At 55.3% G+C, this 23,384-nt stretch carries 23 protein-coding genes; 12 read left to right on the top strand and 11 right to left on the bottom strand.

Annotated features, from left to right (window positions below):
• Positions 1 to 61: 61 nt before the first annotated feature.
• Positions 62 to 541 (top strand): AI-2E family transporter, encoded by a 480-nt coding sequence (locus tag LIX15_RS27340; RefSeq protein WP_227778386.1) that lies wholly within the window; start codon positions 62 to 64, stop codon positions 539 to 541.
• Between the two features lie 444 nt (positions 542 to 985).
• On the top strand, positions 986 to 1,603 hold the full coding sequence (locus tag LIX15_RS27335) for a GAP family protein (protein ID WP_227778385.1): 618 nt from the start codon (positions 986 to 988) through the stop codon (positions 1,601 to 1,603).
• 216 nt (positions 1,604 to 1,819) lie between these two features.
• Here LIX15_RS27335 and LIX15_RS27330 read toward each other — a convergent pair whose 3' ends face one another.
• From LIX15_RS27330 to LIX15_RS27320, 3 genes are all read right to left on the bottom strand, one after another.
• Complete coding sequence (locus LIX15_RS27330) at positions 1,820 to 2,482, bottom strand: DUF2238 domain-containing protein (protein WP_227778384.1); 663 nt, start codon at positions 2,480 to 2,482, stop codon at positions 1,820 to 1,822.
• A complete protein-coding gene (locus LIX15_RS27325; protein WP_227778383.1) occupies positions 2,479 to 3,075 on the bottom strand; it encodes a hypothetical protein in 597 nt (198 codons plus the stop codon). Before LIX15_RS27325 ends, LIX15_RS27330 begins: the two co-directional genes overlap by 4 nt.
• Positions 3,076 to 4,123: 1,048 nt before the next feature.
• Positions 4,124 to 5,275, bottom strand: a complete 1,152-nt coding sequence (locus LIX15_RS27320; RefSeq protein ID WP_390185071.1) for a S8 family peptidase — start codon at positions 5,273 to 5,275, stop codon at positions 4,124 to 4,126.
• Positions 5,276 to 5,443: 168 nt separating this feature from the next.
• Between LIX15_RS27320 and LIX15_RS27315 the strand changes: the two genes are divergently transcribed.
• The 3 genes from LIX15_RS27315 (at position 5,444) to LIX15_RS27305 (ending at position 8,049) form a co-directional block, all read left to right on the top strand.
• A complete protein-coding gene (locus LIX15_RS27315) occupies positions 5,444 to 6,157 on the top strand; it encodes a phosphoglycerol geranylgeranyltransferase (RefSeq protein ID WP_227778382.1) in 714 nt (237 codons plus the stop codon).
• Positions 6,158 to 6,292: 135 nt separating this feature from the next.
• The gene (locus LIX15_RS27310; RefSeq protein WP_227778381.1) at positions 6,293 to 6,529 is read left to right on the top strand and encodes a hypothetical protein; all 237 of its coding nucleotides are present in this window, start codon (positions 6,293 to 6,295) and stop codon (positions 6,527 to 6,529) included.
• Positions 6,530 to 6,924: 395 nt separating this feature from the next.
• On the top strand, positions 6,925 to 8,049 hold the full coding sequence (locus tag LIX15_RS27305; RefSeq protein ID WP_227778380.1) for a hypothetical protein: 1,125 nt from the start codon (positions 6,925 to 6,927) through the stop codon (positions 8,047 to 8,049).
• Positions 8,050 to 8,059: 10 nt separating this feature from the next.
• On the opposite strand, the gene LIX15_RS27300 is transcribed toward LIX15_RS27305, so the two are convergent.
• A complete protein-coding gene (locus LIX15_RS27300) occupies positions 8,060 to 8,347 on the bottom strand; it encodes a hypothetical protein (RefSeq protein ID WP_227778379.1) in 288 nt (95 codons plus the stop codon).
• Between the two features lie 4 nt (positions 8,348 to 8,351).
• Positions 8,352 to 8,573, bottom strand: coding sequence for a helix-turn-helix transcriptional regulator (locus LIX15_RS27295; RefSeq protein WP_227778378.1), 222 nt, complete (start codon positions 8,571 to 8,573; stop codon positions 8,352 to 8,354).
• Positions 8,574 to 8,871: 298 nt separating this feature from the next.
• Here LIX15_RS27295 and LIX15_RS27290 point away from each other — a divergent pair, with 298 nt between their 5' ends.
• The 4 genes from LIX15_RS27290 to LIX15_RS27280 all read left to right on the top strand — a co-directional run bounded on the left by LIX15_RS27290 (position 8,872) and on the right by LIX15_RS27280 (position 13,370).
• On the top strand, positions 8,872 to 9,213 hold the full coding sequence (locus LIX15_RS27290; RefSeq protein WP_227778377.1) for a hypothetical protein: 342 nt from the start codon (positions 8,872 to 8,874) through the stop codon (positions 9,211 to 9,213).
• 24 nt (positions 9,214 to 9,237) lie between these two features.
• Positions 9,238 to 10,494, top strand: a complete 1,257-nt coding sequence (locus LIX15_RS27285; RefSeq protein ID WP_227778376.1) for a TrbL/VirB6 family protein — start codon at positions 9,238 to 9,240, stop codon at positions 10,492 to 10,494.
• Complete coding sequence (locus LIX15_RS33035) at positions 10,485 to 10,607, top strand: hypothetical protein (protein WP_265338462.1); 123 nt, start codon at positions 10,485 to 10,487, stop codon at positions 10,605 to 10,607. The genes LIX15_RS27285 and LIX15_RS33035 overlap by 10 nt, the downstream gene beginning before the upstream one ends.
• Positions 10,608 to 11,219: 612 nt before the next feature.
• Positions 11,220 to 13,370 (top strand): multicopper oxidase domain-containing protein, encoded by a 2,151-nt coding sequence (locus tag LIX15_RS27280; RefSeq protein ID WP_227778375.1) that lies wholly within the window; start codon positions 11,220 to 11,222, stop codon positions 13,368 to 13,370.
• Positions 13,371 to 13,467: 97 nt separating this feature from the next.
• Here LIX15_RS27280 and LIX15_RS27275 read toward each other — a convergent pair whose 3' ends face one another.
• Positions 13,468 to 14,181: a phosphatase PAP2 family protein gene (locus LIX15_RS27275; protein WP_227778374.1), complete on the bottom strand. Its 714-nt coding sequence runs from the start codon at positions 14,179 to 14,181 to the stop codon at positions 13,468 to 13,470.
• 409 nt (positions 14,182 to 14,590) lie between these two features.
• On the opposite strand from LIX15_RS27275, the gene LIX15_RS27270 reads away from it, so the two are divergent.
• A complete protein-coding gene (locus tag LIX15_RS27270) occupies positions 14,591 to 14,947 on the top strand; it encodes a hypothetical protein (protein ID WP_227778373.1) in 357 nt (118 codons plus the stop codon).
• 76 nt (positions 14,948 to 15,023) lie between these two features.
• Here LIX15_RS27270 and LIX15_RS27265 read toward each other — a convergent pair whose 3' ends face one another.
• The 5 genes from LIX15_RS27265 to LIX15_RS27245 form a co-directional block, all read right to left on the bottom strand.
• Positions 15,024 to 17,411 carry an amino acid permease gene (locus tag LIX15_RS27265; protein WP_227778372.1) on the bottom strand — a complete coding sequence of 796 codons (2,388 nt, stop codon included), beginning with the start codon at positions 17,409 to 17,411 and terminating at the stop codon, positions 15,024 to 15,026.
• Positions 17,401 to 17,598 carry a hypothetical protein gene (locus LIX15_RS27260; protein WP_227778371.1) on the bottom strand — a complete coding sequence of 66 codons (198 nt, stop codon included), beginning with the start codon at positions 17,596 to 17,598 and terminating at the stop codon, positions 17,401 to 17,403. Before LIX15_RS27260 ends, LIX15_RS27265 begins: the two co-directional genes overlap by 11 nt.
• A 145-nt stretch (positions 17,599 to 17,743) precedes the next feature.
• Positions 17,744 to 19,465, bottom strand: a complete 1,722-nt coding sequence (locus tag LIX15_RS27255; RefSeq protein ID WP_227778370.1) for a SulP family inorganic anion transporter — start codon at positions 19,463 to 19,465, stop codon at positions 17,744 to 17,746.
• A 464-nt stretch (positions 19,466 to 19,929) separates the two neighbouring features.
• Positions 19,930 to 20,187 carry a bacteriophage holin gene (locus LIX15_RS27250; RefSeq protein WP_227778369.1) on the bottom strand — a complete coding sequence of 86 codons (258 nt, stop codon included), beginning with the start codon at positions 20,185 to 20,187 and terminating at the stop codon, positions 19,930 to 19,932.
• Positions 20,188 to 20,856: 669 nt separating this feature from the next.
• A complete protein-coding gene (locus LIX15_RS27245; protein ID WP_227778368.1) occupies positions 20,857 to 21,192 on the bottom strand; it encodes a hypothetical protein in 336 nt (111 codons plus the stop codon).
• A 354-nt stretch (positions 21,193 to 21,546) separates the two neighbouring features.
• On the opposite strand from LIX15_RS27245, the gene LIX15_RS27240 reads away from it, so the two are divergent.
• Together LIX15_RS27240 and LIX15_RS27235 are read left to right on the top strand one after the other, a co-directional pair.
• Entirely contained in the window at positions 21,547 to 22,056 is a 510-nt protein-coding gene (locus tag LIX15_RS27240) for a hypothetical protein (RefSeq protein WP_227778544.1), read from the top strand.
• Positions 22,053 to 23,231 carry an inorganic phosphate transporter gene (locus LIX15_RS27235; protein WP_227778367.1) on the top strand — a complete coding sequence of 393 codons (1,179 nt, stop codon included), beginning with the start codon at positions 22,053 to 22,055 and terminating at the stop codon, positions 23,229 to 23,231. Before LIX15_RS27240 ends, LIX15_RS27235 begins: the two co-directional genes overlap by 4 nt.
• The last annotated feature ends 153 nt before the right edge of the window (positions 23,232 to 23,384 follow it).

Genomic DNA, 23,384 nt, shown 5'->3' with positions numbered 1-23,384 from the left:
TCGTTCGTATTGAGAGCAGTTCGTCACCTGGGTTCGAACAGCCGCTCCGTTTGACCCAGACGTGACGACCAAACTGATCGCACGCACTGACGACCTCCTGTGGGCCGCAGTAGTCGGCAACGTCATCGTTGCCGGCGTGCAGGCGATACTGACAGTCCTTGGGTTCCTCGTCATCGGATTCGACAACCTCGTCTTCTGGGGCGTGGTCACGTTCGTCCTGTCGCTACTCTCAGTGATTGGGGCCTCATTCGTCTGGATTCCGGCCGTGGTTTATCTCCTCTTCGTTGGCAGCATTCCAGAAGCGCTGGGACTACTCGTGTACGGTTCCCTCGCCATTAGCGGGTCGGACAACTTCATTAGACCACTTGCGATGCAACGCGGTGCGCGCCTCAACTCTGGACTCCTCATCTTAGGCATCTTCGGTGGTGTGGCCGTCTTCGGGTTCCTCGGTCTCTTTGTCGGTTCCGTCTTGATCGGATTGTCCAAGAAAATCGTTGATTTACTGATCGAAGAACGCGGCGAGCTCAGTCACTCGGGGTGATTCCCTGCAATGGGGATCGGCGCAGTTTTCCCGATTCTCCCATTCAAGCACGGCTCAAACACGAGGTGGCATTTGTGAACTGTCCCTACCATAATTGGACGTAAGTATTGCCTACCACGTGCTCTCGCCGCCAAGGATATTTCTTTCATTCGACTACAGGACAATAATAAATCCCTTTGTTTATTTGTCAAAGCACAGGTAATGACTGTATTTTCCCGATAATTGTAGGTTGGAGGGACACGGAAGAGCAAGATTTCTATGAACAATCTATCATTTTTTGTACTATTCATTGACCACCACTGCGACGGCATGAGGAGTAGTGAGAAAGCGTCCAATTATCGTCGTGTATGACGTAGAGATACGGAGACTGCGAAATGACCGCCACAATTCGATTCGTGATGAGCTGCCCATCACAAAATTTGGGGAGTAGGTAGAGAGATCACTATGAGCTTTCTCGATGTTCTTCCACTGGCGTTTGTGATGGTCGCGGGGCCACAGATTCTCAGCGCCATCTTCCTCGCGACGAGTGAAAACTGGCGACAGAACTCCGCCGCATACGTCCTCGGTGCCGCAATCTCGATCTCCCTGGTCGTGACTCTCGTCTACTTCGCTGGTGATATCGCACTTGGACAAGGCACAACGAACAATACACTCTATGGTATCATTCTCGTCCTGCTCCTGGTGGCGATGGTAAACGTCTTCCGGACGAGAGGGGAGACAGAGCCGCCAAAATGGATGGCGAAGCTCACATCGGCAAACCCACGGTTCTCGTTCAGGCTTGGATTCCTCCTGATGGGATTTTTCCCGAGTGATCTCCTCACGTCCGCCGCCGTCGGTTCATATCTCGCGGCGCAAGAGGCACCCTGGACAGATGCCCTCCCGTTTATCGGACTTACACTCTTGATTCTGGCGATCCCATCACTAATCTTGCTCGCATTTGGTGACCGGGCAGAGGCGTCCCTGCCGAAAGCGCGTGACTGGATGGAAACGAACTCCTGGATCATCAACGAGGTTGTCCTCCTGTTTTTCATCGCTATCACGATCAACAACCTCACGGGGTGATCGAAGAAAGCCACCCCGACGGTCGCGATCTTGGACGTTCACGGTGAGTGACGAACCGAGAGTATGCCGACGAGCACTATTCTGGCGGTATATCCAATAATGTATAACCCCGATACCTACTGGCCACCGTCGGTAGGCTACTGCGGTAGACCGATGGACGAACCAAGAAAATAGCACACCGAAGATCATTGGGAACGCTTCTCCTCGCACTAACTGTTATTGATCTGTGGATTCCATTCGCATCCGAAGTTGGTCAGCGAGATCAGTCAGGTATGCTGTGCCAAGAATCGCAACGAGCAATCCACCGATTGAATTGTAGATCAGGTCGAGAATTGTATCGTCCAGTCCATACTGGGTGAGAATCTTCTCGCCGCCGATGAGAGTCGACACAACACCGATATAGAATTCAATGAGCTCCCAGATAACGCCGAACGCCATGACGAAGAGCAACATATAGACGAACATGAACTTCGGTGGCATCTCAACGTACTCTGTGTGCTCCTCGAGCGCTCGCGTCACTGCGTACGCCGCTCCAGCGACCAGCGATGACGAGAGCGCGTGGGTCATGTGATCCCACCACCACGTCGACTGGTACGGGCTCAGGAACCCCAGTGCAGGCAACGATAACGTCCCGAACGCGTGCAGGAACATCGCGACCGTGATCCAGAGCACAATGCCGACACTCATCGTGATGTGGTAATTGCGTTCCAACAGTGCAGGGAGGAACGTAACGAGCAGGCCGACACCAGCGTTGACCGCGATACCGCTGTTTCCGCGCAATAGGCCGATGACTAGGATGCCAGCCATTGCCAGTTGAAGGAATCGAACCAGTTGTCCTTCCCGGCGACCTGAGACATGGACACGGGTGCGAAAACTCATGCCGTCACCTCTGGTGGTTGTTCAACGTTTGCGGCGAGTCGACGGCGGAAATACCACCGGAAGAGGAGTCCAGTAAGTACTCCTGCAACGAGCATTTCGGTGAAAATCACCATGAGTTCGTCGTTCGTCTTGATGAACTCTGTGCCGAGATACGCCGCCGAAACCGCCGACCCCACAGCCCAGAATCCAGCGGTCGCGAGTGTTGCAATAACGGTGAAAACCACCGCGAACCGTGGCGTCATTCGAACCGCCGACGTCAGTTCAAGTGCGACGACGATGAGCATCGCAAGAGTCGCAACACTCACGCCGGTCACGAGTTCGCTGAACGTTGTCGGCTGAACCGTTCTAACTAGGAGCGGAAGTGACGCAACGAGCAACAGTGGCCAGGGCACGGTCCGCGTCCACGACCGGTAGACAACAGCGGGTGAGATGGCGACGAAGGCTGCAAGAGCAGCCATCACCATCTCAACGAACAGTATCTGCAAGAAACTCACGATGGCGATCGCAACGAAAATGACGGCGAAAATCCATGCAACCGCTGCATTCACTCGTGTATCCTTGATAAACCACTCCTCTGGAAGTGAGTAACTCATTCCCTTTTCCCCTCTTCAGGGTACAACTCGCTGGGGGTAGAACCTATTGTTAATACTTTCAAACATAATTATGCGATTGGTATCTACGTGACTTCTAACGATTACACACCTGGGAGCGAAGTCAACTGACGGAAAATCATACTATCGCGTGTGGAAATATTCTACGCCAACGCGACATCGACCAGCAGGAACGTAACAATGAGGATGACAGCAATTATCAGAAATCCTATAACTATTGATATGCCGCCGGGTTCGAGATCAAGCCGCTGTCGTTCCGACGAGAACTGAGGCGAGGAAGTTTACACCGATAGCAGCGATCCAGAGTTCAATGAAGAGAGATTCGGGGAGCAAGAGCACTTCGATAGCGGTACAAAAGAGTCCCACTGGGTAACAACAACATCAGCGAATCCATCAAGTGGGGACTGATTGTCCGGAGCCACGGCCATGATGGCCATTCCTATCAAAAAAGTATATGCCGCTAAAGAGTAACGCAGCGTCCGAAAAAGCCCGTTATCTATCGTCTTCGTATCTGGTATGTTTCGGTTATTACTAGTAGCGCGGAGTGTCTCATGGCCTTCGACGTGATATCGTAAACGAGGTTACCAAGTGCGATTTGCCACATCCTAACACGACTATTCAGCATGAAGCGGATCCTCTACCGCCTAAATCCGTAAGCAGAAGTGGAAACAGCTATCACTACGCCCTCTGGGAAGCAGATTTCGTCCGCTCAATCTGCCAGCACCGTTTGAACGACGATTTCTCCTACTCCAGTAGTCTCAAACGGAGACGGGCGTATACAACCTCGAATACTGGTGGCTACGAACAGTCCGATCAGCGTCGTTTGGGTATTGTGAGTCTTCTAAGTCACATCGAAACCAAAGAAATCAGTGACAAGTGAGGGATCTGGGAGTTAGTTGTCGTCAGGAGAACTAACCTCGATTCTTCAATTGGGTGTGTTTGTAAAGTTGTAGAACTACAAAGGATGCTAAGTGGAGCAATGCTTAGTTGGAGTACCCGATAAGGGAGAATAAAGATAGTAAGCTTGGGGCTAGTTATCGCTGGAGTCGTATCCGAGTGCGGCTGCAACGTCAAGGAACCCAGCACCAGACTCGTTCTCCGAGAGACCGATGTCTTCTGCCGAGTTCTTCAACGTATCACGAGCCTGTGTATTCGAAGCGCCGTTGGCCATCAGCTGCCCTGCAGCACCGGCGACGTGTGGGCAGGCCATCGAGGTGCCCGAGAACGTGTCGTAGCCACCAGGGATTGTCGAGTAAATGCTCGAACCAGGGGCAGCGATCTCGACTTCCGAACCGGTCGAAGAGAACGACGAGAGACCGTCACTGTCATTCGCTGAACTGACAGCCATGACTTCAGGATAGGCCGCAGGATAGCCAACGCAATCCGAACACGGACCCGAGTTACCCGCCGCGGCCACGAGGAAGACACCGTTATCCACGGCATACTGACAGGCATCGCGGAGTGTGGCGGACCCCGACGATGCGCCAAGGCTCATGCTACCGACGTCCCAGCCCTGCTCGGCGACGTACTCGACACCGGCGGCGATGTCGGAGAACGATCCGCTGCCGCGCTTGTCGAGAACTTTGACCGCGTGGAGCGTTGCGTCCGTAGAGACACCAACGATGCCTTGGTTGTTGTCCACGGCATCCGCGATACCAGCACAGTGGGTACCGTGATCATTGTCGTCGTCCCACGAGGTAACACAGCTTCCACCCCGACAACTGACGAACGCTTTGCCTGAGCCGAGGTTGGCTTCGAGATCCGGGTGGTCGGCATCGATACCCGTGTCAAGGATCGCGATGTCCGCTCCTGTTCCGGTGTCACCATTTGAATGAGCGGTTTCTGCATCAACACGGTTGATGCCCCATGGGAGGGTTTGAGCGAGCGCGTGCATCCGACCGTTTTCCTCGACGTAGCGTACGTTCGGGTTGTTTTGAAGCCCTGAGACTGCTTTCTTTGGGATTCGAATTGTCACCGCATTGATTGAGTTGAAATCACGAACGACATCATTCGCGGCGCTGAGCGCCGCGTTGCGACCACGTTGGCTTTTGAACCCGATGTTGACTTCCACCTTATCGGTCGGGGCCGCGGAGGCGAGACCGGTCGTTCCAGCCATTGCCAGTGAACCGCCGGTGAGTTTGAGTACATTTCGTCGCGAAACGCCAGTGGCTTTCCTTACCATACCAACCCACACTATCAAGTATGAATTTAAATAATTTACTATGTGAAATAGACAAAATATTAACTAATAAATATTTAACTGAACTAGGAATATTGAGGGCGTTATTCGCGAATAATTTGAGTATAGCGGAGAGAAAACGGTTTGCGTGTGATGGCACTACAGTGAACTATGACGGGCGTGTGGGAGCAGTGGGATCACGTCAAGAAGATCGATCCAGCCAAAACACTCCACAATAGGGATTCCTACGCTGGCATCGCGAGCACAGGAACAGATGCAATCATTCTTGGTGGTACCACGAACGTCACAGAGTCCAGCGTTCGGTCAATCCTCGATGCACTCGTCTCCGTCGAGATTCCCGTCTTTGTCGAACCAACCTACCACCCAACCAAGTTTCATCATGATACTCTTACCGGGTATCTGATTCCAATTGTCCTGAATGCCGGTGACAGAACGTGGGTAACAGGGGCTCACCATGAGTGGGTACGCTCGACAGAGACGATCGACTGGGAACTGACGCATACCGTAGCGTACATTGTTTTAAATTCGGAGTCGTCAGTCGCGACCTATACGCAAGCGGGCTGTGACCTTGATGTCGATGACGTCGTTGCCTATGCTGAACTCGCCGAACAGATCCTCGGTCAGCAGATCGTCTATCTCGAGTATTCCGGCACCCTCGGAAATTCAGCTATCGTGGCTGCCGCACGCGATGCACTTTCATCAGCACAGCTTTTCTATGGTGGCGGAATTCACGACTACGAGTCGGCCTGCGAGATGGCAAGTGTCGCTGATACAATTGTTGTCGACAATGTGCTCCATGAGGCTGGTATTGAGGCAGTTGAGGCAACCGTACGAGGAGCAACAGATGCGCACCACGAGTCATAATCGTGCTCTCTCCCATCGACGTGGTGATCGCGTCGATCGAGAGTATGCGCCTGCAAGCAGTCATTAGTGGGTTAGTATGCACTACTAACTACTATCGCCCACCGATTTAACGCCGTTCGGGCACTACCACTTGATATGAGCGAGAATGCTGCAATCGTCGCTCGGATTATCGAACATAATACGGGCGGGCAAAACCGTGCGACAATTGATCGCGACCACATTGATGTGATTGCAACCCAGCATGGTCGCTTTGATGGCGATATCGATGATTCGATAGCTGAGGCTCTTGCAGAAGGATACATCGAAGAACAAGATAGCGAGTATGTCGCGACGGAGAAAGTCTGGGATCTCGTTCCCAGTACCACTCGATAGCTAGTCGTTCGGTCTAAGTGCATTTTGTACTCTTTTTGACTCATTTCTAAACACCAATATGTATAAACTAAATATCCCACGAAAAACTTATCTATATGGGTTAAATAACATATCCTAGGAACAACGCCTGCACTGAACCACGAGTGATTCCCCCTATGACACCACCTCCAACCGTTGACACAGGTAACCGCGAATCGCACAGCTGACGGGCATTTCTCGCGACAGGCGCAAGTGTTGGAGCGACAGCACTATCGGGCTGTCTCCTCCCAACAGGCGCAAGTGGCGGAAGTGCTCCGTCTACAGGCCCGACAAACAACAGCACGAACGCAACGAATGGTAATTTCGGATCAATCGATCCCACACCATGGCGTGGCGAGTTCCGCAATGTGGTGAACATGGCGAAGGCAGGCGCGGACCCGACTGGTGATGAGGACGCTTCGCCCGTCATCCAGCGCGAGATCGGGAATGATACGCTCCTCTATTTCCCACCCGGACGCTACAAAATGAACAGACAGGTTCGGCGCGTCGGGCTTCGTAACCTCGGCATTATCGGGCAGAACGCGACGCTCGTCCACGGGAAAGTGGATGCAATCAAAGGCTTCGATGTCTCGGCGGGTGAGTTCCACGGTCCTGCCCAGCACTTCAAAATCGGGATTCCAGACAATCCGCATCGGGGGAAGTTCCTGTTCGGCGGGTTTACCCTCGATTGGCGCGGGGATAACCAAGGAATGCAGGTGTTGAACCACCATACAGCGGGAACATCAGACATTCGCTCGCTTCGCCAGGTTGGCCTCCATTCGCTCGGCTGTCAGGGACCACTTCGAGTCCACCCAGCAACGGAGAACGCCCGAGCCCGCGTAAGTAACGTTGATTTTCGCTTTGGTGGCCTCACCTACCAGAAGACGATTAACACCCGGGACACGTACGACGGCGGCCCGTACGCGGGCCGTTCATGGGCGACGTCGGGAATCACGATGCATCCGAAGGCGCAAGGATATCTCCGTGTCGAGAACTCACTGTTCGGTGGGTGGCCGGATAACGGTATTTACGTGATTGGTGGGCATCCTGGAACGGGCAACGGGACGGTCGAAGTGATCAACTGTATTGCGGCGAACAGCCAGGCGTCGAATATCCGAATTGGCGGCGATAACTCACGAATCCACAACTGTGTAGTTGTGACCGATCGCTCGTTTGGCGGGGAGTTCTACTACGAGCAGCGCCCGATTCACATCGACGATGGCACGTGTACGGTCTCGAATACGAAAATTGTCCAGAAGAAGCCGACCGGATGGTCGCTCACAGCGTTGCACGGTGTTGAGAAAGCAGTGATCCAAAATGTGGAGGTGACGATCAAGAACACACCAATGAAGGCACTGGTCGTCGACGAAGGCGTCGACCAGGCGACGGTCAAAGACTTCGTGATCAACACGCCCGGGTGGCATGCGACGAAAGCCCGGGTCATTCGGAACGGAGGCGCAACGCTCACGAACGTGTTTCTCGACGGCGAAAAAATCGCGTGAGCTCTGCGTTTCAGATCCGGGTGAACTGGTCGGCGTTCGCAGGGAAGATGTTCCGCCCATAGAGTTTGATGAAATACGCGGCAAGGAACCATGAGAGGATTACCATCCAGCCAGTGGCAGTGCTGGAGTAGTGGAGTACATGACGACCAAGCGCCCACGCACAGGCGAGGACGATGATCTGAATAATGCTGCCGACGAGAACGACCTTCAGGAGGCCGATGAATATCGCGAAATGTCGGCGCATTGCTTCCCGTGCGGTTTCGTTTCGCGGCTTGATCGATAACGGTGGAATTTGCATGGCCTCATCCTCCATTCTCCTCGTCCGCAAGCGGATCATCCACTAACTCATACAATGCCGTCTTCGCGTGAATGTTCTCAAGATAGCCAGCAGCAGCGAGGATACCCAAACGATTGTGGATGTATTGGCGCGAACGACCCGTTTCATCGACGATATACGATTGCGTGGCGCGTCCTTCTCGAAGGAGTTCGAGAATTTCTTTGTCGACATCTGTGAGCGAGACCATGCTACTGGGTTTGTATAGGAGCATGTAAAACAGCCCTATTCCGGACTACTAGTAATTTACGGACACACAAACAATGTTCGGTAATACAAAGCAAACCACTGTGTCCGTAAAGTATTTATCTAGAGATCTAGATCTCATAGTGAACACGATGATTGAACAAAAGCCGAACTCGGATGAAAAAACCAACTCAAGCCGGTTTCAACAATTCAAAGGCTACTCACCACAGAGCGATCGCTCTTGGAAATCCGCACTCGACGAAGCGTGTGATGTTCTCTCCACGCATTCCGTTCGGAAGAGCGTGAGCACAATCGCCCTCTTGTCTGTGTTTTCGGTGCCGGTCGCAGCACAGGCGACCAACGAAGCAAGCGACGTGATGTGTTCATCGGGGCTCGGTCCCGTGATTACGCTTGCGTTCGGGATGATCACGCTCGGGATGATTCTGCTCTCGGCGTTCCGCGGAGCTATCGCCGTCAACAAGATGGGAAGCGCCCGATCGGACAAAAAGAAAGAGGGCCGCGAAGCGCTCAAGGGGGCGATTATCACGTTCCTTGGCGCCTGGTTCTTCCCGCTGTTCGCGGTCGTGATCGATAAAGCGGGTGTGAGCACGCTCTCGTGCGTGAATTTCTCGAACATTATGTGAGCCACATGGCTCACTTTCCTGACCATGATATGGAATCGTAACACCAGCTGGCTGTCGGTGCTCTGTCTCGCCGCAGTAGTTGTACTACTCGCCACTCCCGTCGGCGCCCAATCAGTCGCGGCGAACAATTCGACCACCGAGCAGCATCACTGGATTGGTATGCCGGGTGCTGGGCAAACGTCCCCGCCAGCCAACGCGACGACAACGACGCCACCAACGAGCGGTAACAACTCGACGAACGGCGGGAATGGCAAGAACGGCGGCGGGGGCCTTGTCGACGACATCCTTGGCGGCGGTGGCGGTGGGCTTGTCCCATCGATTAACCCGGTCGACATGGCGAAGGGACAGCTCAAAGCGATTGCCGGGATCTTCCTCGGCATCGGCAAGGGCATCGCGAATACGGTTCGTGATAGCGTCGCTGCAGTGCCAGCGCCCGGGCAAGCAGACAAACCGAGTACGTGGGTCAATCCACAAAATGGGCTGTGGCCCGGTGTGTATACGGCCGCTCGGTGGACGTCTGGCCTCGCTGCAGTGGCGCTCATGGCCGGGTTCGGCATGTCGTTCTACCGCTCGGACCCGTACGAGAAGCGCCAGGCCTGGAAGCGTGTCGGAATCGCGTTTCTCATGGTCGCAACGACGTGGATCATTCCCCCGCTCATCCTCCACCTCGCGAATGAAACAGCGATGTCCGTCGCACCTGACGGTGCTGAGTTCATTCGGACGAACTCGAAACTCGCGAAGCTGGGCGTCGGGATTGGTGTCGGTGCGCTCCTCGGATTGATGCAATCGGGGACGATCGCGGTCGGAATTCTCGTCCTCGGCCTTGAGCGTGCACTCATCTATGTGTGCGTGTTCCTGTGGCCGCTCGCCTGGGCGTGTCGGTGTTTCTCCGGGTTCCTGAAGAGCATCGGCGACACGTTCGTCTACCTCTTCGGGGTCGTGATCGTCACGAAGCTCTTTCAGACACTCGTCCTTCGGTTGCTCGCCGACTTGCCCTGGACGTCAGGAGCGCTCGGTATCCTGGAGACGTTCGCCCTCGTTGTTGGCGGCCTCGTCTTCGCCTTGCTCATTCTCCCGAAAGAGATGCTCGCTCACGCGAACGACGCCGCCTCGGTTGCGCTCGGCACTTCCGCGGCGAACCAGCGGAAGGCGGGCGAATACGTCGACAAACCCGGCGAGCGCGTCGGGCACGCGGTTCACGAGAAGTACCAGGACTATCGCAGCGACGATGGGACTCACCGGATCCATCTCCCGACAATTGGACGAAGCACATGGCTGTAGTTGAAAACACAACCGACAACGGGATGCTCGATACCTTCCCCACAGTGGTCGACGAAGACGAAATTGAGCCTGAGGAGTTCGACTGTGACGACCTGGGTGGCTTTCCGTGCTAGCCGTGTATGCAAGTAGATCGCAGAAAACCGCTGAACTAACCTGTACATTCCCTTTTGTTCATATGTCGGCAACAAGTACTGATGGTCGTGGCCGAACGGTGAACGCTCACTACGCAGAGCCACCTAACAATTATCGATTAAATAGTATACTGACAGTGATCTGCCTCATTACCCAGCCAAGGAGTCTATAACAAATAGAGACGACATCGAAAAACAAGATGTAGGACACAGTATAAATCGAAAAAGCAACACCAACCACAGACTTCCCAAACAGGTTGCCCATTCACACCTTGTCCGCTTGTCTCTCAGTCATAGTATCACCACGAACGGGTTGCTCGCTGGTATGAGTACCACCAAATACGAGATCTGAATCTGACTTGCACCGGATTGGTTCTCTGTTTGGTGGTGGCCAAACGGCCCTGGTGGTTCGAATCCATCCCCGTTCATTCACTTCTTTGTGTCCTATCTCATCATATATTCGGTGCATTTTAATGATTGACAATTTCATTTCAAAGAGTAGATCCAACTTATATTTTAATTAGCCATTACCATAATTTCGCGCTAGTCAGGGAGTGTATAACAAATGGGGTTTCTCGCAATTCTCGTCTTGTAATGTCGCGAAACCAATCCGGTGCAAATGAAGAACAATCGGCAAACGATGCTGAATCAAACGATCGAACAACTTCCCGACGTTCAGTCCTCCACGGAATGGGCGCACTCGGCGCCACAGGCCTGCTTAGCAAGGCTGGGCTCTCGGAGGCCTCGAATGGCGCAATCGGGAACGTGCCGACGCAAGTCGCTGACGTAAACCAAACCTCACCCGAACTCGAAAAATGGGTGGACGAAGTGCCACGTCCAAGCGTCCTGAAACCGGATGGCCGAAAGAAGGGGAAGTCCTATTACGAAGTGGACATGCGACAGGTGGAACAACAACTCCACCGCGACCTGCCACCCACGACTGTATGGGGCTACGAAGGGCAGTATCCTGGCCCGACGATCGAAACCAAACGAGGAGAAGATGTCTACGTCAAGTGGAAGAACAACCTTCCAGAGGAGCACTTGTTGCCGGTCGACGAGACGCTCCACGGTACTGGTCCGGATGTCCCGGATGTGCGCACGGTCACACACCTGCACGGTGCGAACGTTGAACCCGAGAGTGACGGTGGCCCTGAAGCCTGGTTTACACAAAACTTCGAGGAAGTTGGGCCGACGTTCGAGAAAAAGACATACTGGTATGCCAACGAACAGCCATCTACCTCACTCTGGTATCACGACCACGCGCTCGGGATTACTCGACTGAACGTCTACGCGGGGCTTGCAGGCTTTTATTTCATTCGTGGGAAGCACGAACGCGCCTTGGACCTCCCGGACGGAAAGTACGAGATTCCCCTCGTTTTCCAGGATCGGACGTTCAACGACGACGGCTCATTGTTCTACCCGAGTGGACCGGACGAGGATGAGGGCGAGCCGAACCCCGATCCGAGCGTTGTTCCCGAGTTCTTCGGCGACACGTCGGTCGTGAATGGGAAAGCCTGGCCGCGACTCACAGTCAAACCGCGCAAATACCGCTTCCGCATGCTCGCTGGGGGGAACAGCCGGTTCTTCAACCTCAAGCTCTTCCAGTACGACGAGGAAACGCAGACGATCGGCGATCCTGGTCCGACGATGACCCAAATTGGCAGCGACGGCGGGTTCCTCGAGAAACCTGTAGAGATCAGCGACCGATTGCTCCTTGGACCGGCGTTCCGAGCTGACATCATCATCGACTTCTCCGAGTATGAAGGCCAGTCGCTGCTTCTGCATAACAATGCGCCATCCCCGTTCAGCGGTGTGGCTGGCGAGGATCCCGATGACGTGCAGCCACTTCCGGAGATTATGCTCTTTGATGTCCAGGAGAAGGGCTGTAAGCGCGACAAAAGTTGCATACCCAAACGGCTCGCTCGCGTCCCGGAAATCAACCCAGACAACGCCGTTGAGGAACGTGAACTGCCCCTCGTTGAAGGCGTAGACGAGTATGATCGGCTCAAACTCCTGTTGGGCACACGTGAATCCCCGAATGGGCTGAATTGGGATGCTCCCATCACCGAAGATCCCAAGGTCGGAACGACGGAAATCTGGGATCTGATCAACACGACTGTCGACACACATCCGATCCACCTGCATCTAGTGCAGTTCCAGGTATTGGGTCGTCGGCCGTTCAACGTCGATCAATACAACGCCGATCGAGAAAGTGGCAGTGTTGGACCGATTAGCGACTACTGCACGGGAGAGCTTGAACCACCGGCGGCGAACAACCGTGGATGGAAAGATACCATCGACGCTGATCCCGGCTATGTGACGCAGGTCATCGCGCACTTCGGGAAGTTCAAAGGGCTGTTCAAGGACTTCACTGGAGAGTACCCGTGGCACTGCCACATCCTCGAGCACGAAGACCATGAGATGATGCGCCCCTACGAAGTGCTACCGCGAGAAGATGGCGACAATCTCTTCCCCAATCCATTGGTGGCGAAGAAGAGTGGACGAACCCTGTTCAAGATTGGTCCGCCACAGGATCTCGATGGAGATTGTCTGTATGAAGACGTCAACGGAGACGATGAGTTCGACATCGAGGATGCGATTGCTCTTGGTCAGGTCGCGTGGGCATACGAGAACAGCTATCTCGAACTCTCTGACGAGCAAGTTGCCGCTCTGGATGCGAATGGTGATGGTGAATTGACGACCCAGGACGCGATTGCCCTCGGTCGGATGGCACTGTTCGGCTAACGAATCTTCGAAGTAGCATTCTTCTTTCTCTCTCGATGAGAGGGCTATGGCTACTGGCCCTGTCCGATTCTAGGATGCTGTTTACTCTGTTTTACCCTCAGCTCAGCCATTTACCGATGATTGGTGCCCCGACAGCCGTTCCGACAGCGATAGCTGTGCCGAGAAATGTGAAGGGATACGGTATGTCAAGGATGTATACTGCACCAAAGATTCCATTGGCAATCACACCCACGAAGAGTGCAACGATGACTTCTCGTCTAGTTGATGGCTGGTTTGGGATCACTTCAGTAACAGTTCGCCAGACGACCCAACCGCCAAATGCCCCTCCAATGGCGACCACACTTTCGAACGTCAGGTTCACGAGCAATCCGACACTCCCAATCACAACTGCAGTAAGTAGTACCCGTTCCGGGTGCGTTCCATTCTCGGCCAGCCAGTAGAGGCTCCCGAAGACAACTATCCCGAGGAGAATCCCAGCGAGGACATCGACGAAATAGTGGACGCCGAGGACAAGTCGTGACAGTGAGACAAGTGCAACGACCACTCCGGCGATCCCGAATCGCACTCGGTACGATCCACGGTCGATGATGAGCGCCAGGCCACCCCAGACCATCGTCGCCCCCAGTGCATGCCCACTCGGAAATCCTGGTCCTTTAGCTGTCGTTATAATGATGAACAGGTTCGCAAATATCGACGGAATCCATCGGAGTGGTGGCGGGTCGTTCGCTCCAGGTGGTCGTGGGAGCAGCAACACACCTTTTAGAATCCCAATAAGCGCGACATACGTGAGTACAAGTCCTATAATGAACATCCCTCGACGTCGTTCGATTCCCACGTATGGAACGTATTTACCGCCGACATACAGAACACCGCTGAGGAGGAAAAGAAACCAGACATCACCCAGCTGAGTGATTAGTGCGAACAATAGAATAACTACCCAGGGTGCCTGGCCGCCCAGCAGGCCAGGAAGAGTACTCTCATACCAAACTACAAAAATGTTCATTCCCCATTCTCTATCTCAGATATCTTGTACTGTGAGTTCGGCGATTAACCTCGGTTGCATGTCTGTACACGCAGAACTACGCAAGATTGATCCATAAATTCTGCTTCCCCAAAGGTGGCGACCCACCGGATCCCACTGCCGCTTATGATCTAGAATTGGGGTCACGCTCGCCGAGAAACGGTGTGATAACTAAGGCATCATGGAGCGAAGGGTGCGTATGAATGATTCTGGAAACATGCCGAATCCTCCGACCGACTTCCCGGCCGACATTGCTTCGGCACTTCAGCAGCTGAGTGTCCACGACCTTAGGGAGACGATCGTTTACGCTCAGGAACTTCTCCAATTTTATCATGAGCCGACGGATCAAATTGAGCCAGCACCGGGCGAGGAGGTTGTCGAACTCACAGAACACCTTGGTTATACAGAAGTAATAAAGCGGGAACCCTGTGGGGATAATTGTGTAGAATGTCCTCATGGACCATATGTGTATCATGTAACACGTGAGAAGCATCCGAATGGAGAAAGCAAGTTACATTGGAATTTAATTGGGAGAAAATATTCAGATGATTTCTAGCGACGGAATACAGCAGATGCAAGCCAAACTCATCGACGGATTCTTTGACTGGCGTGAGGGCTCAAAGCCCTGACAATCAGTCCTCGGATCGTCGCCGTCCGAGCCACTTCTGAACCCACTGTCGGAGCAACGAGCGAATCGGCGAGTGTTTTTTCACCATCACGACGCGGCCGTCGAACTGCTCGCCCACTCGTTCGGAAATATCCCCGAAGAGAACTCGGCTCAGTATTCCCTCTCGTGCCGCGCCCACGACGATGGTATCGACCCCTTCCTCGGCAGCATAGGACAGAATCGAGTCAGTAATGTCATCCCCGGTCACGGAGGCGGTCGAAACGGTGACGTCCTCCTCCGCGATTACTTCTCGTCGGTCGGCCATGACTGGTTCGAAATCGTTCGACCCCGGTTCGGCCACGTGGAGCAACGTTACGTTTGCGTTCCAATACCGGGCGAACGACGTAGCGACGTCGGCGGCGAACGCCGCATGGGAGCTACGCGTAATTGGAACCAGAATCTCCCGTGGCTCCGTCGCTGGCGCGAGTTTCGCAACTGCGACGTCGCACGGCGGGTTCTCGACGACGGTGTCGATGGTCGAGCCGAGTGCGAACTCCGAGGAGCGCCGACGCCGTCCGCGCCAGCCGAGCAAGATGAGTTCACTGTCACGCTGATAGGCGATGTTCGTGATGCTTCGACCCACGCCACGACCGAGTGTCACTGTCCGGTGTATCGGCACGTCGTCCGGCGCGTACTGCATCGCGTCTTCGAGCATTTGGGGTTCGTCCTCGACGAACTGCAGGCCGTCTTCCAGCGGCGTTTGAACGGGAATCGTTACGACGCTTGTCAGGAGAACCTCCCCGTCGTTGCGGCGTGCAATCGCGCTCGCCAGTTCGACCAGCGGTTTCGCACTTTCGGGGTTCACGATGGGTACGAGAACCTGATAGGGCCGCTCGGTCGGGCGGCGCTCTTCGGAAACGACTCTGGTCTCACGTCGAATCTCGGTGCGGCGGATACGGCCACGGGAATAGACGAGAAACACGCCGAAACCGACGAGAATCCACGCGATGGCAATGTACCATGCGAGCGGGCTGTAGTTGAAGAAGTAGACCGCCAGAAATAACTTTGTCAGAATGCCCACGATGGGGATGTAGGGAAAGAACGGCGAGATGTAGCCGTATTCGAGTCGGTCGCCGTACTCGCGTCGAAGTCGAATCATCGAGTAATTCACTTGGAGAAACAACAGGAGGAACATGAGGTCGGTCGCGGCGGCGACCTGTGCCAACGGAAGCGAGACGGCCATCACCGCGATGAGGGTGCCACTGAGGAGCACTGAAATGTGAGGTGTTTGGTGGTCGGGGTGGATGCGACTGAAGGGATCGGGAAACACGCGGTCGTTGCCGAGCGCGTAGCCGACACGCGAACTCGAAAAGGTCGTCGCGTTGAGCGCGGCCAACGCCGAGAGGATGCCCGTGAGTAAGATGACGAGCGTCCCGTACGGAAGGAGTTGACCGGCGGCCTGTGCGAGGCCGAATTCGCCGAGGTGACCGAGGACTTGCCAAAGTGCCGGGTTCGCTGGAAGGTCTGCGACCGTGCTTCCGCCAATACTATCGGTCTGGCGGGCCGTTTCGAGCAGCGCTGGCGTCACATCAACGGCACCGAGCAGGATGATACCAACGAGGATGTAAATGGTGACGACGACGAACATCGAGTAGAAGACTGCTTTTGGGATGTTTTCGCGGGGATTGACGACCTCTCGCCCCGATTGGACGATGATTTCGTAGCCTTCGAATGCGATGAACGTCAGTCCCATGGCGAGGAAGACGCCGCCAACGCCGTTCGGCAAGAATGGTTCGAACCGAACGGTCGTATTCGACTGGCCAGCGATGGTCCAGAGACCGGCGACGATGAACACAGCGAGGATGAACAACTGGAGCATCGTGACGACGTTCTCGGCGCGACTCGTCTCCTTCGCACCGCGGTAATTGATGTATGTAAAGACGGCCGCCGCTGCGACGGCGAACAGTTTCTGGAGATCGACCAGCGAGAATCCAAAGGTCGGTGCTTGGAAGAATTCGGTGAGAATGAGTGTGACGAACGACCCGAAACTGAGGATGTATAGCGAGCCAGCGACGGCGTGGGCGAACCAACTCATCCATCCCGAAATGAACGCCTGTGACCGACCGAGGGCTTCCCTAACCCAGAGATAGCCACCGCCTGGTTCCGGGAATGCACTGCCGAGTTCGGCGTACACCATCCCGGTGAAGATGGTGATGAAGCCGTTGAGTGCGAATGCTAAGACGAGTGCTGGCCCGGATTCCCCTGCGGCGAGTCCTGTGAGGACGAAGATGCTCCCGCCGATCATCGCGCCGATACCGATGACGATGATGTCGAACAGCGAAAGTTCGCGGGCGAAGTCCGCGCCGTCCGCCGAAACGTCAAGTCCGCCGAGCGGTGAGTCGCTATCGCTCATGCTGTTCTGATTTCTCGGCCTCGTCAGCCGGGGTGTTCTGGTACGTGCCCGCAGCGATTCGCTCAACGACGTACCGGCCGTGGAGGACGACGACCAGAAGGCCACCCCACGCGAGGACGGTCAACAGGAGTCCGAGTTCCAAGACGAACGTGGACGGTTGGAGAAGAACCACCACCACGGCTACCACGCTCTCGATAATAGTTCAAATGGATGAAATCGTGGGTGGGTACAGAGAATTTTGCATGAATTCGTTAATTCGGGAGGCAGATACCACGAACGAGACGAGGAACTGTGGAGTGCTGTGACTCAACCGAAGCGGCGCTTCGAAACGGTCATTCATCGGTTCCCGTTGCAGTCTCGTCTCGCCACTCCTCAATGACCGTGATAACTCGTTCGTTGAGTGTTGTCTGCCCGAGCGAATGATCCGGCTGGACCTCGTTGAGAACGTCGCGGACGGCACCGTCTGCTTCGGCGAGACGAATATCAATGCCGCGCTGTGCGAGGTCGTCAGCGATGGTGAAGAGCGTGTCGGCGGCTGTCACATCAATCGTCGGTGACGAACGGAGGTCGAACACGACCAGTTCGACAGGTGATGGGCGGGCGTCGAGTCTGTCGAGGAGGTTCCGTCGGACGGTCGGTGCGTTTGCGAAGAACAGTTCCGCATCGACTCGATACACGAGAACGCCCGGAATCGTCTCGTTCGCGGGGTGACGCAACAGGTCGCTGAACTCCTCTGACTCTGGGACTCGTCCCAGTTCGGCCGTGTGGGAATACGTCGCCCGGCCGACGACTACGAAGATGGAGACGAGGACGCCGATGAAGACGCCGTAGAGGATGCCGAAGACGAGGACGCCAGCGAACGCGGAGCTAGCTGTGGCGAACTCCAACGTGTCGATGCGATAGAGTCGGCGCAACGCGGGGACATCAATGAGGTCGGTGACAGCGACGATGACGACAGCAGCCAGAATCGTCTCCGGGAGAGCGGTGAAGAGGCCGGTCAAGAAGACGAGGACGCCAACGAGGACGAGGGCGATGACAGCATTCGTCAGTTGTGTCTTTCCACCGACAGCATCGTTCAGTGCCGACCGAGACATACTGCCACCGACGACGAATCCCTGCCCGAGTCCTGCAGCGATATTTGCGACGCCGGTCGCCAGCAGTTCTTGGTTCGCGTCCGCTCGATAGTCGTTGCGCTGGGCGAACGTCTCGACGGCCCCCATGCCTTCCACGTACGAGAGCAAGAACAGCGCGAGCGCGATCGGGAACAGTCCGATGACTATGTTCGGAGCGAACTGTGGCACGGCAGGTGAGGGCAGTCCACTCGGTATCGGATCGACGACGGCGACGCCCCGAGCGGCGAGATTCGTCGCCGTCGCAAACGCAATTGACAGTAGCACGACGACGAGCGCAGTCGGTACGCGCGGGAGGTACTTCCTGCCGAGAACGAGGAGGACGATTCCGGTGATACCAACCGCTGCGGTGAGTGGGTGGACGCCCGAAAGATGGGTGAGGACGAACCAGACGCGGTCGTAGAACGGGCCAGAAGGACCGGCGATGCCGACTAGTTTGTCGAGCTGAGTCGAGATGATGAACAGGGCGGCTCCCGCCGAGAATCCGGTCAAGACGGATTCGGAGATGAAGTTCACGAGGAATCCGAGGCGAAGCAGCCACGCGATGACGGCGATTCCACCAACGAGTAGTGTCGTCACTGCAACAATCGTCGCGTAATCAGATGCCGTAGTGGTCGTCCCGAGTCCGGTAGCTTGTGCGGCGAGGAGGACTGCGAGTGCGGAGGTCGGACCGTAGATGACCTGTTTCGACGTGCCGAAGAAGAGATACGTGGAAACAGCGAAAAGACTCGCGTACAGGCCCGTCTCTGGTGGGAGACCGGCGAGTGATGCGTACGCCATGCTTTCGGGGATGACTGCTGCAGCAACCGTAATTCCCGCGAATACGTCCGATCGAAGCCACGATCGGTCGTAGCGGCGAAGCCACTCGACGATTGGAAAAAGGCTAAACGATGATGAACGCTGATCCGAAGATTCCGTTCCCATTGTCCAGGGTGCCACTGTGTTCACGGCAGCAGTTTTCAAAAAGCTAGCTCTCGACCCGGAGCGTGAGAACGATTTACTCATACCTCTTCTTTGTGAAAGTTATCTATACTCTCGAATGCAGACGTAGAGCACACCGACGAGAATCCCCGAAATCGCTGCCACCCCCGACGTTTCCACCGAGTAGATAGCTTGCGAGAGTACTCCCAAAGGCAAACGCAAGGACGAGTAATAGCCGGTCAATGTTCGGGTGGTCATCGAAGAACGCGCTCATTTTCGTGCCTGCACGAGAGAGTTGACAGGATCACATCTTCGTTCAGAAACACCGTCAGCGGCAGGCAAAGATTCGTTTGCAGTAGATGAGATCCATCTTGTCGTCTATCGTAACAACCCCTCTAATGAAAATTCTGTGCCGACATCGTACATTTCGTTCATTCGATGAGGCGGTCGGCGTGACAGTATGGACATTACTGACGGAGGCGATTGTACAATAGAGCAAAGGTGTAACTACCGATGAACGCGTCGAAAAACCCCCAGACTGCTCCGAGAGCGAGTCCAGCGGTGGTTTCGTTGTAGCCACGATACACGTCGGCGAGGAGTCGTTCCCACCGTTTTCCCCATCCGACTCGGGCGGTGAGGCCGAGAACGACGACGCTCCCTGCCCAGAGCAGTCCGCACGCCCAGCCGAACGCCCACGAGTCGAGTCGTAGTGTCTCTGAAGTCATCGACAAGGATGCGACGACAAGAAGAATAAAATTGGGGACCATTCGGTGTGACTCGATGAGAAGACACAGTTCGGGAAGAGGCGATTAACACCGGGCGGAAAGAAAGAGTCATGCTGGCACTCGAAACCGCTTTCACGGATACGAGAGGTTTTGTGCTTCCCCGAGGGCGGTGACCCGGCTGATTTCACTGCCGCTTATACTGCCCACAGGAAGTCAACCGCCCAAAATCGGGCAATGCGGGAAAGTCATCTCGCTGCCGTCGTACGTTCTACTTCGGTTATAGAATCAATCACGCATCTTAAAACGCGCCGAAATCCCAGGAAACAGACTACTTCTCCCCGATTGTTCGGAGCTGCCGAATCCGATCGCGAATGCAATGACGTCTTCTTCGACACCGACGTCGAGAGTGTCACTCGAGTTCCGGCAGTTCTTCCAAATGAATCACAAACTCCGTTATAGGCTAGCAAACACTGTTCTATTTTATTTTCCATATTACCACAAAGTATTTATTGATTCGTGCTAAACGGTAGCATGTGTCGAGGGCGCTTTGACATCACCGGATCTGGCGCCATCACTCCTGATCCACCTCCCTCGATCCACCCCTCATTCCTCCAGAGTTCTTTTAGGATATAATCACCGCTCGGTACGGTCAGTAGCTTCTCAATGCTATCATCTTCGATTGCACTCAGTCAAAATATGCCCGTCCAAGCTATTGGACTGATTCAAGTACTTGCCTTCCGTCCGTTGCCGGTCGATATGCTGACTCCTGTTGCCAGCCAATCTGTCAGTCTCAATCGGCGTTCGCGTGATCGAGTTCATCAGTCGGTTGTAAGTGAGAACCGCTGGTGCCCCCTCAACGAGGCCGATCAGCAGCCATGAATCCCCATCATTTTCGAGTATTCGCGTGGTAAGTCGATCAGCGCTGAGCTCTTTGTCCTGCGTCTCCTCCAGGACGATCGCAAGCTCGCTGTGGAGCGTATCAAACAGGGCCGTTTCACGGAGCATACACGGAGGTTTTGCTCCGAATCAGTGTAAACAGTCGCCAGCCAGAGCGAAAGTAGATACGCCAGGATTAGTATAGTTTACTAACATGGCCTTGTTGAAACCCTCAAGAGGTGATAGATTCTAGCGGTTGTACTGAATACAGGGCGCGTGTTCAGCACCTCACAATACCGTCAGCCGGAAGGAATTCTCTCTGGTCAGACTTACAATCGATCACGCTCAAATACCGGTATCCGGGCAAAATGTTTTTGCCAAATTACTTGAACGAGGGATGTGTAGAATCTGTATGTGCTCTCTCACATCTATTGATTCCAGATTAGTTCTACCCATACCGGTGGCCTTCGGACTGGGTGAGTCGTGAACCCGAACCGCGTCGACTCTCTCATCGATCTGACCTACGGCCTGTTGATCGCGGTCTCGGTCGGACTGATCGTCATCGCCGGGACCGCTGTCGGGTTGGCATTCGGATTTGGGGTACTGGTCTCTTATGTCCTCCACGTCGTCTGGAAGATGGCCCGTTTCGATCCGAACTGGATGACGACGGCGGTCAAGGAGACCGTCGAAGAGACGGTCAACGAGACGGTCGGAGAAACCGTTGACGAGACAGTCGAAGAGACAGTTGAGAAGACGGTCGAGGAGCAGGTGGGCGAGACAGTGGAAAGGACGGTGGACGAGAAGGTTGGAGAGACGATAGAGGAGACGGTCGGTGAAACCGTCGAAAAAACAGTTGGGGAGACAGTAGAGAAGACTGTCGAAGAGAAAGTAGGCGAGACAATGGAGACGACCCTCGAAGAACAGCGTGCGGCCGAGAGCGCGAACGGCGAGACAGGCGAGGCCGCCGAAGACGGCGAGACAGAGGACCGATGACCAGCCTCCTGCTCATCGCTGGCGTCCTCGTCGCGATGTTCGTCGCCTACAACATCGGGGGATCAACCACGGGGCCGGCGTTCGGGCCGGCCGTCGGTGCCGACGCCATCTCCAAGCCTGTCGCCGCGGCGCTCATGGGCGTGTTCTTTTTCATCGGTGCCTGGACGCTGGGGCGGAATGTCGTGACGAAACTCGGTACCGAACTGGTCGTCAACACCGGTGTCTTCACGCTCGAATCCTCCATCGCCGTGCTGTTTTTCATTGGGCTCGCACTGCTGATCGGGAACCTCTTCGGCGTCCCGGCCTCAACCTCGATGACCGCTGTGGGGGCAATCGCCGGCCTCGCACTGGCCGCTGGCGTGCTGGATTTTGCCGTGATGGGACAGATCGTCGTTTGGTGGGTCGTCTCGCCCATCATCGGCTTCTGGGTCTCGCTGGTCATCGGCCGGTATTTTTACGCGCGGCTGAACAGACTGATCGCGATAGAGCGCAGTACGGGGCCCCTGTTCGATCTTGACCGGTCCGGTGTCGTCCCCATCCCACAAGTCCACAAGACGACCAATCGTCGGGAGCTGGTCGGGACGGTTACTGTCGTCGCGATTGGCTGTCTGATGGCCTTCGCTTCGGGCACCTCGAACATCGCCAACGCCGTTGCACCGCTGGTTGGCAGCGGCGAACTGGCGATGAACCCGGCGATCATCTTCGGTGGGATCGCCGTTGCCATCGGCTCGTTCACCATCGCTCGACGAACCCTGGAGACGATGGGGAGTGACCTCACGGAACTTCCCCTCACTGCGGCCATCGTCGTCGCGTCGGTCTCCTCGACGCTGGTCGTCTTCCTCTCGGCGCTCGGCATCCCTGCGAGCTTCGTCATCATCGCGACGATGTCTATCGTCGGGCTGGGTTGGGGCCGAGCGACCCGACCGAGGACCGCCCCCGAAATAGTCACTGGCAACGGAGGGCCTCCGGTCACGGTCGACGCGCTGGCGGCCGACAAGGAGGGCGAGACGCTCCCTCCAATCGGCGCGGAGGACGTCGAGGACATCCCCGATCCGGGGGCGTTATTCAACCCCGTGATGACCGCGCGAGTCGTCCTGATGCAGAACGTCGTGCCCGCCATCGCGACGGTCGGTGCCTATCTCACGTTCCGGTTCGTCCCAATATTCGGGTTCTGAGCCGGAGCCGACTTTAACTGCGTTACCGTTGCCGTCTCGGACGGTGTCATCCCTCGTGAACACGAGGGAATATCGGCGGCTCGATGGTGTTACCGGTCAGTATGAACCTCGTTCCTGTTGTTCCATTATACTATTCGGTAGCACAGCTGTTGT

It is taken from the genome of Haladaptatus pallidirubidus (genome assembly GCF_020700235.1).
Classification (GTDB): Archaea; Halobacteriota; Halobacteria; order Halobacteriales; family Haladaptataceae; genus Haladaptatus; species Haladaptatus pallidirubidus.
The sequence above is the reverse complement of the archived record's forward strand: the minus strand, read 5'-3'. Positions and strand labels throughout refer to the sequence as shown.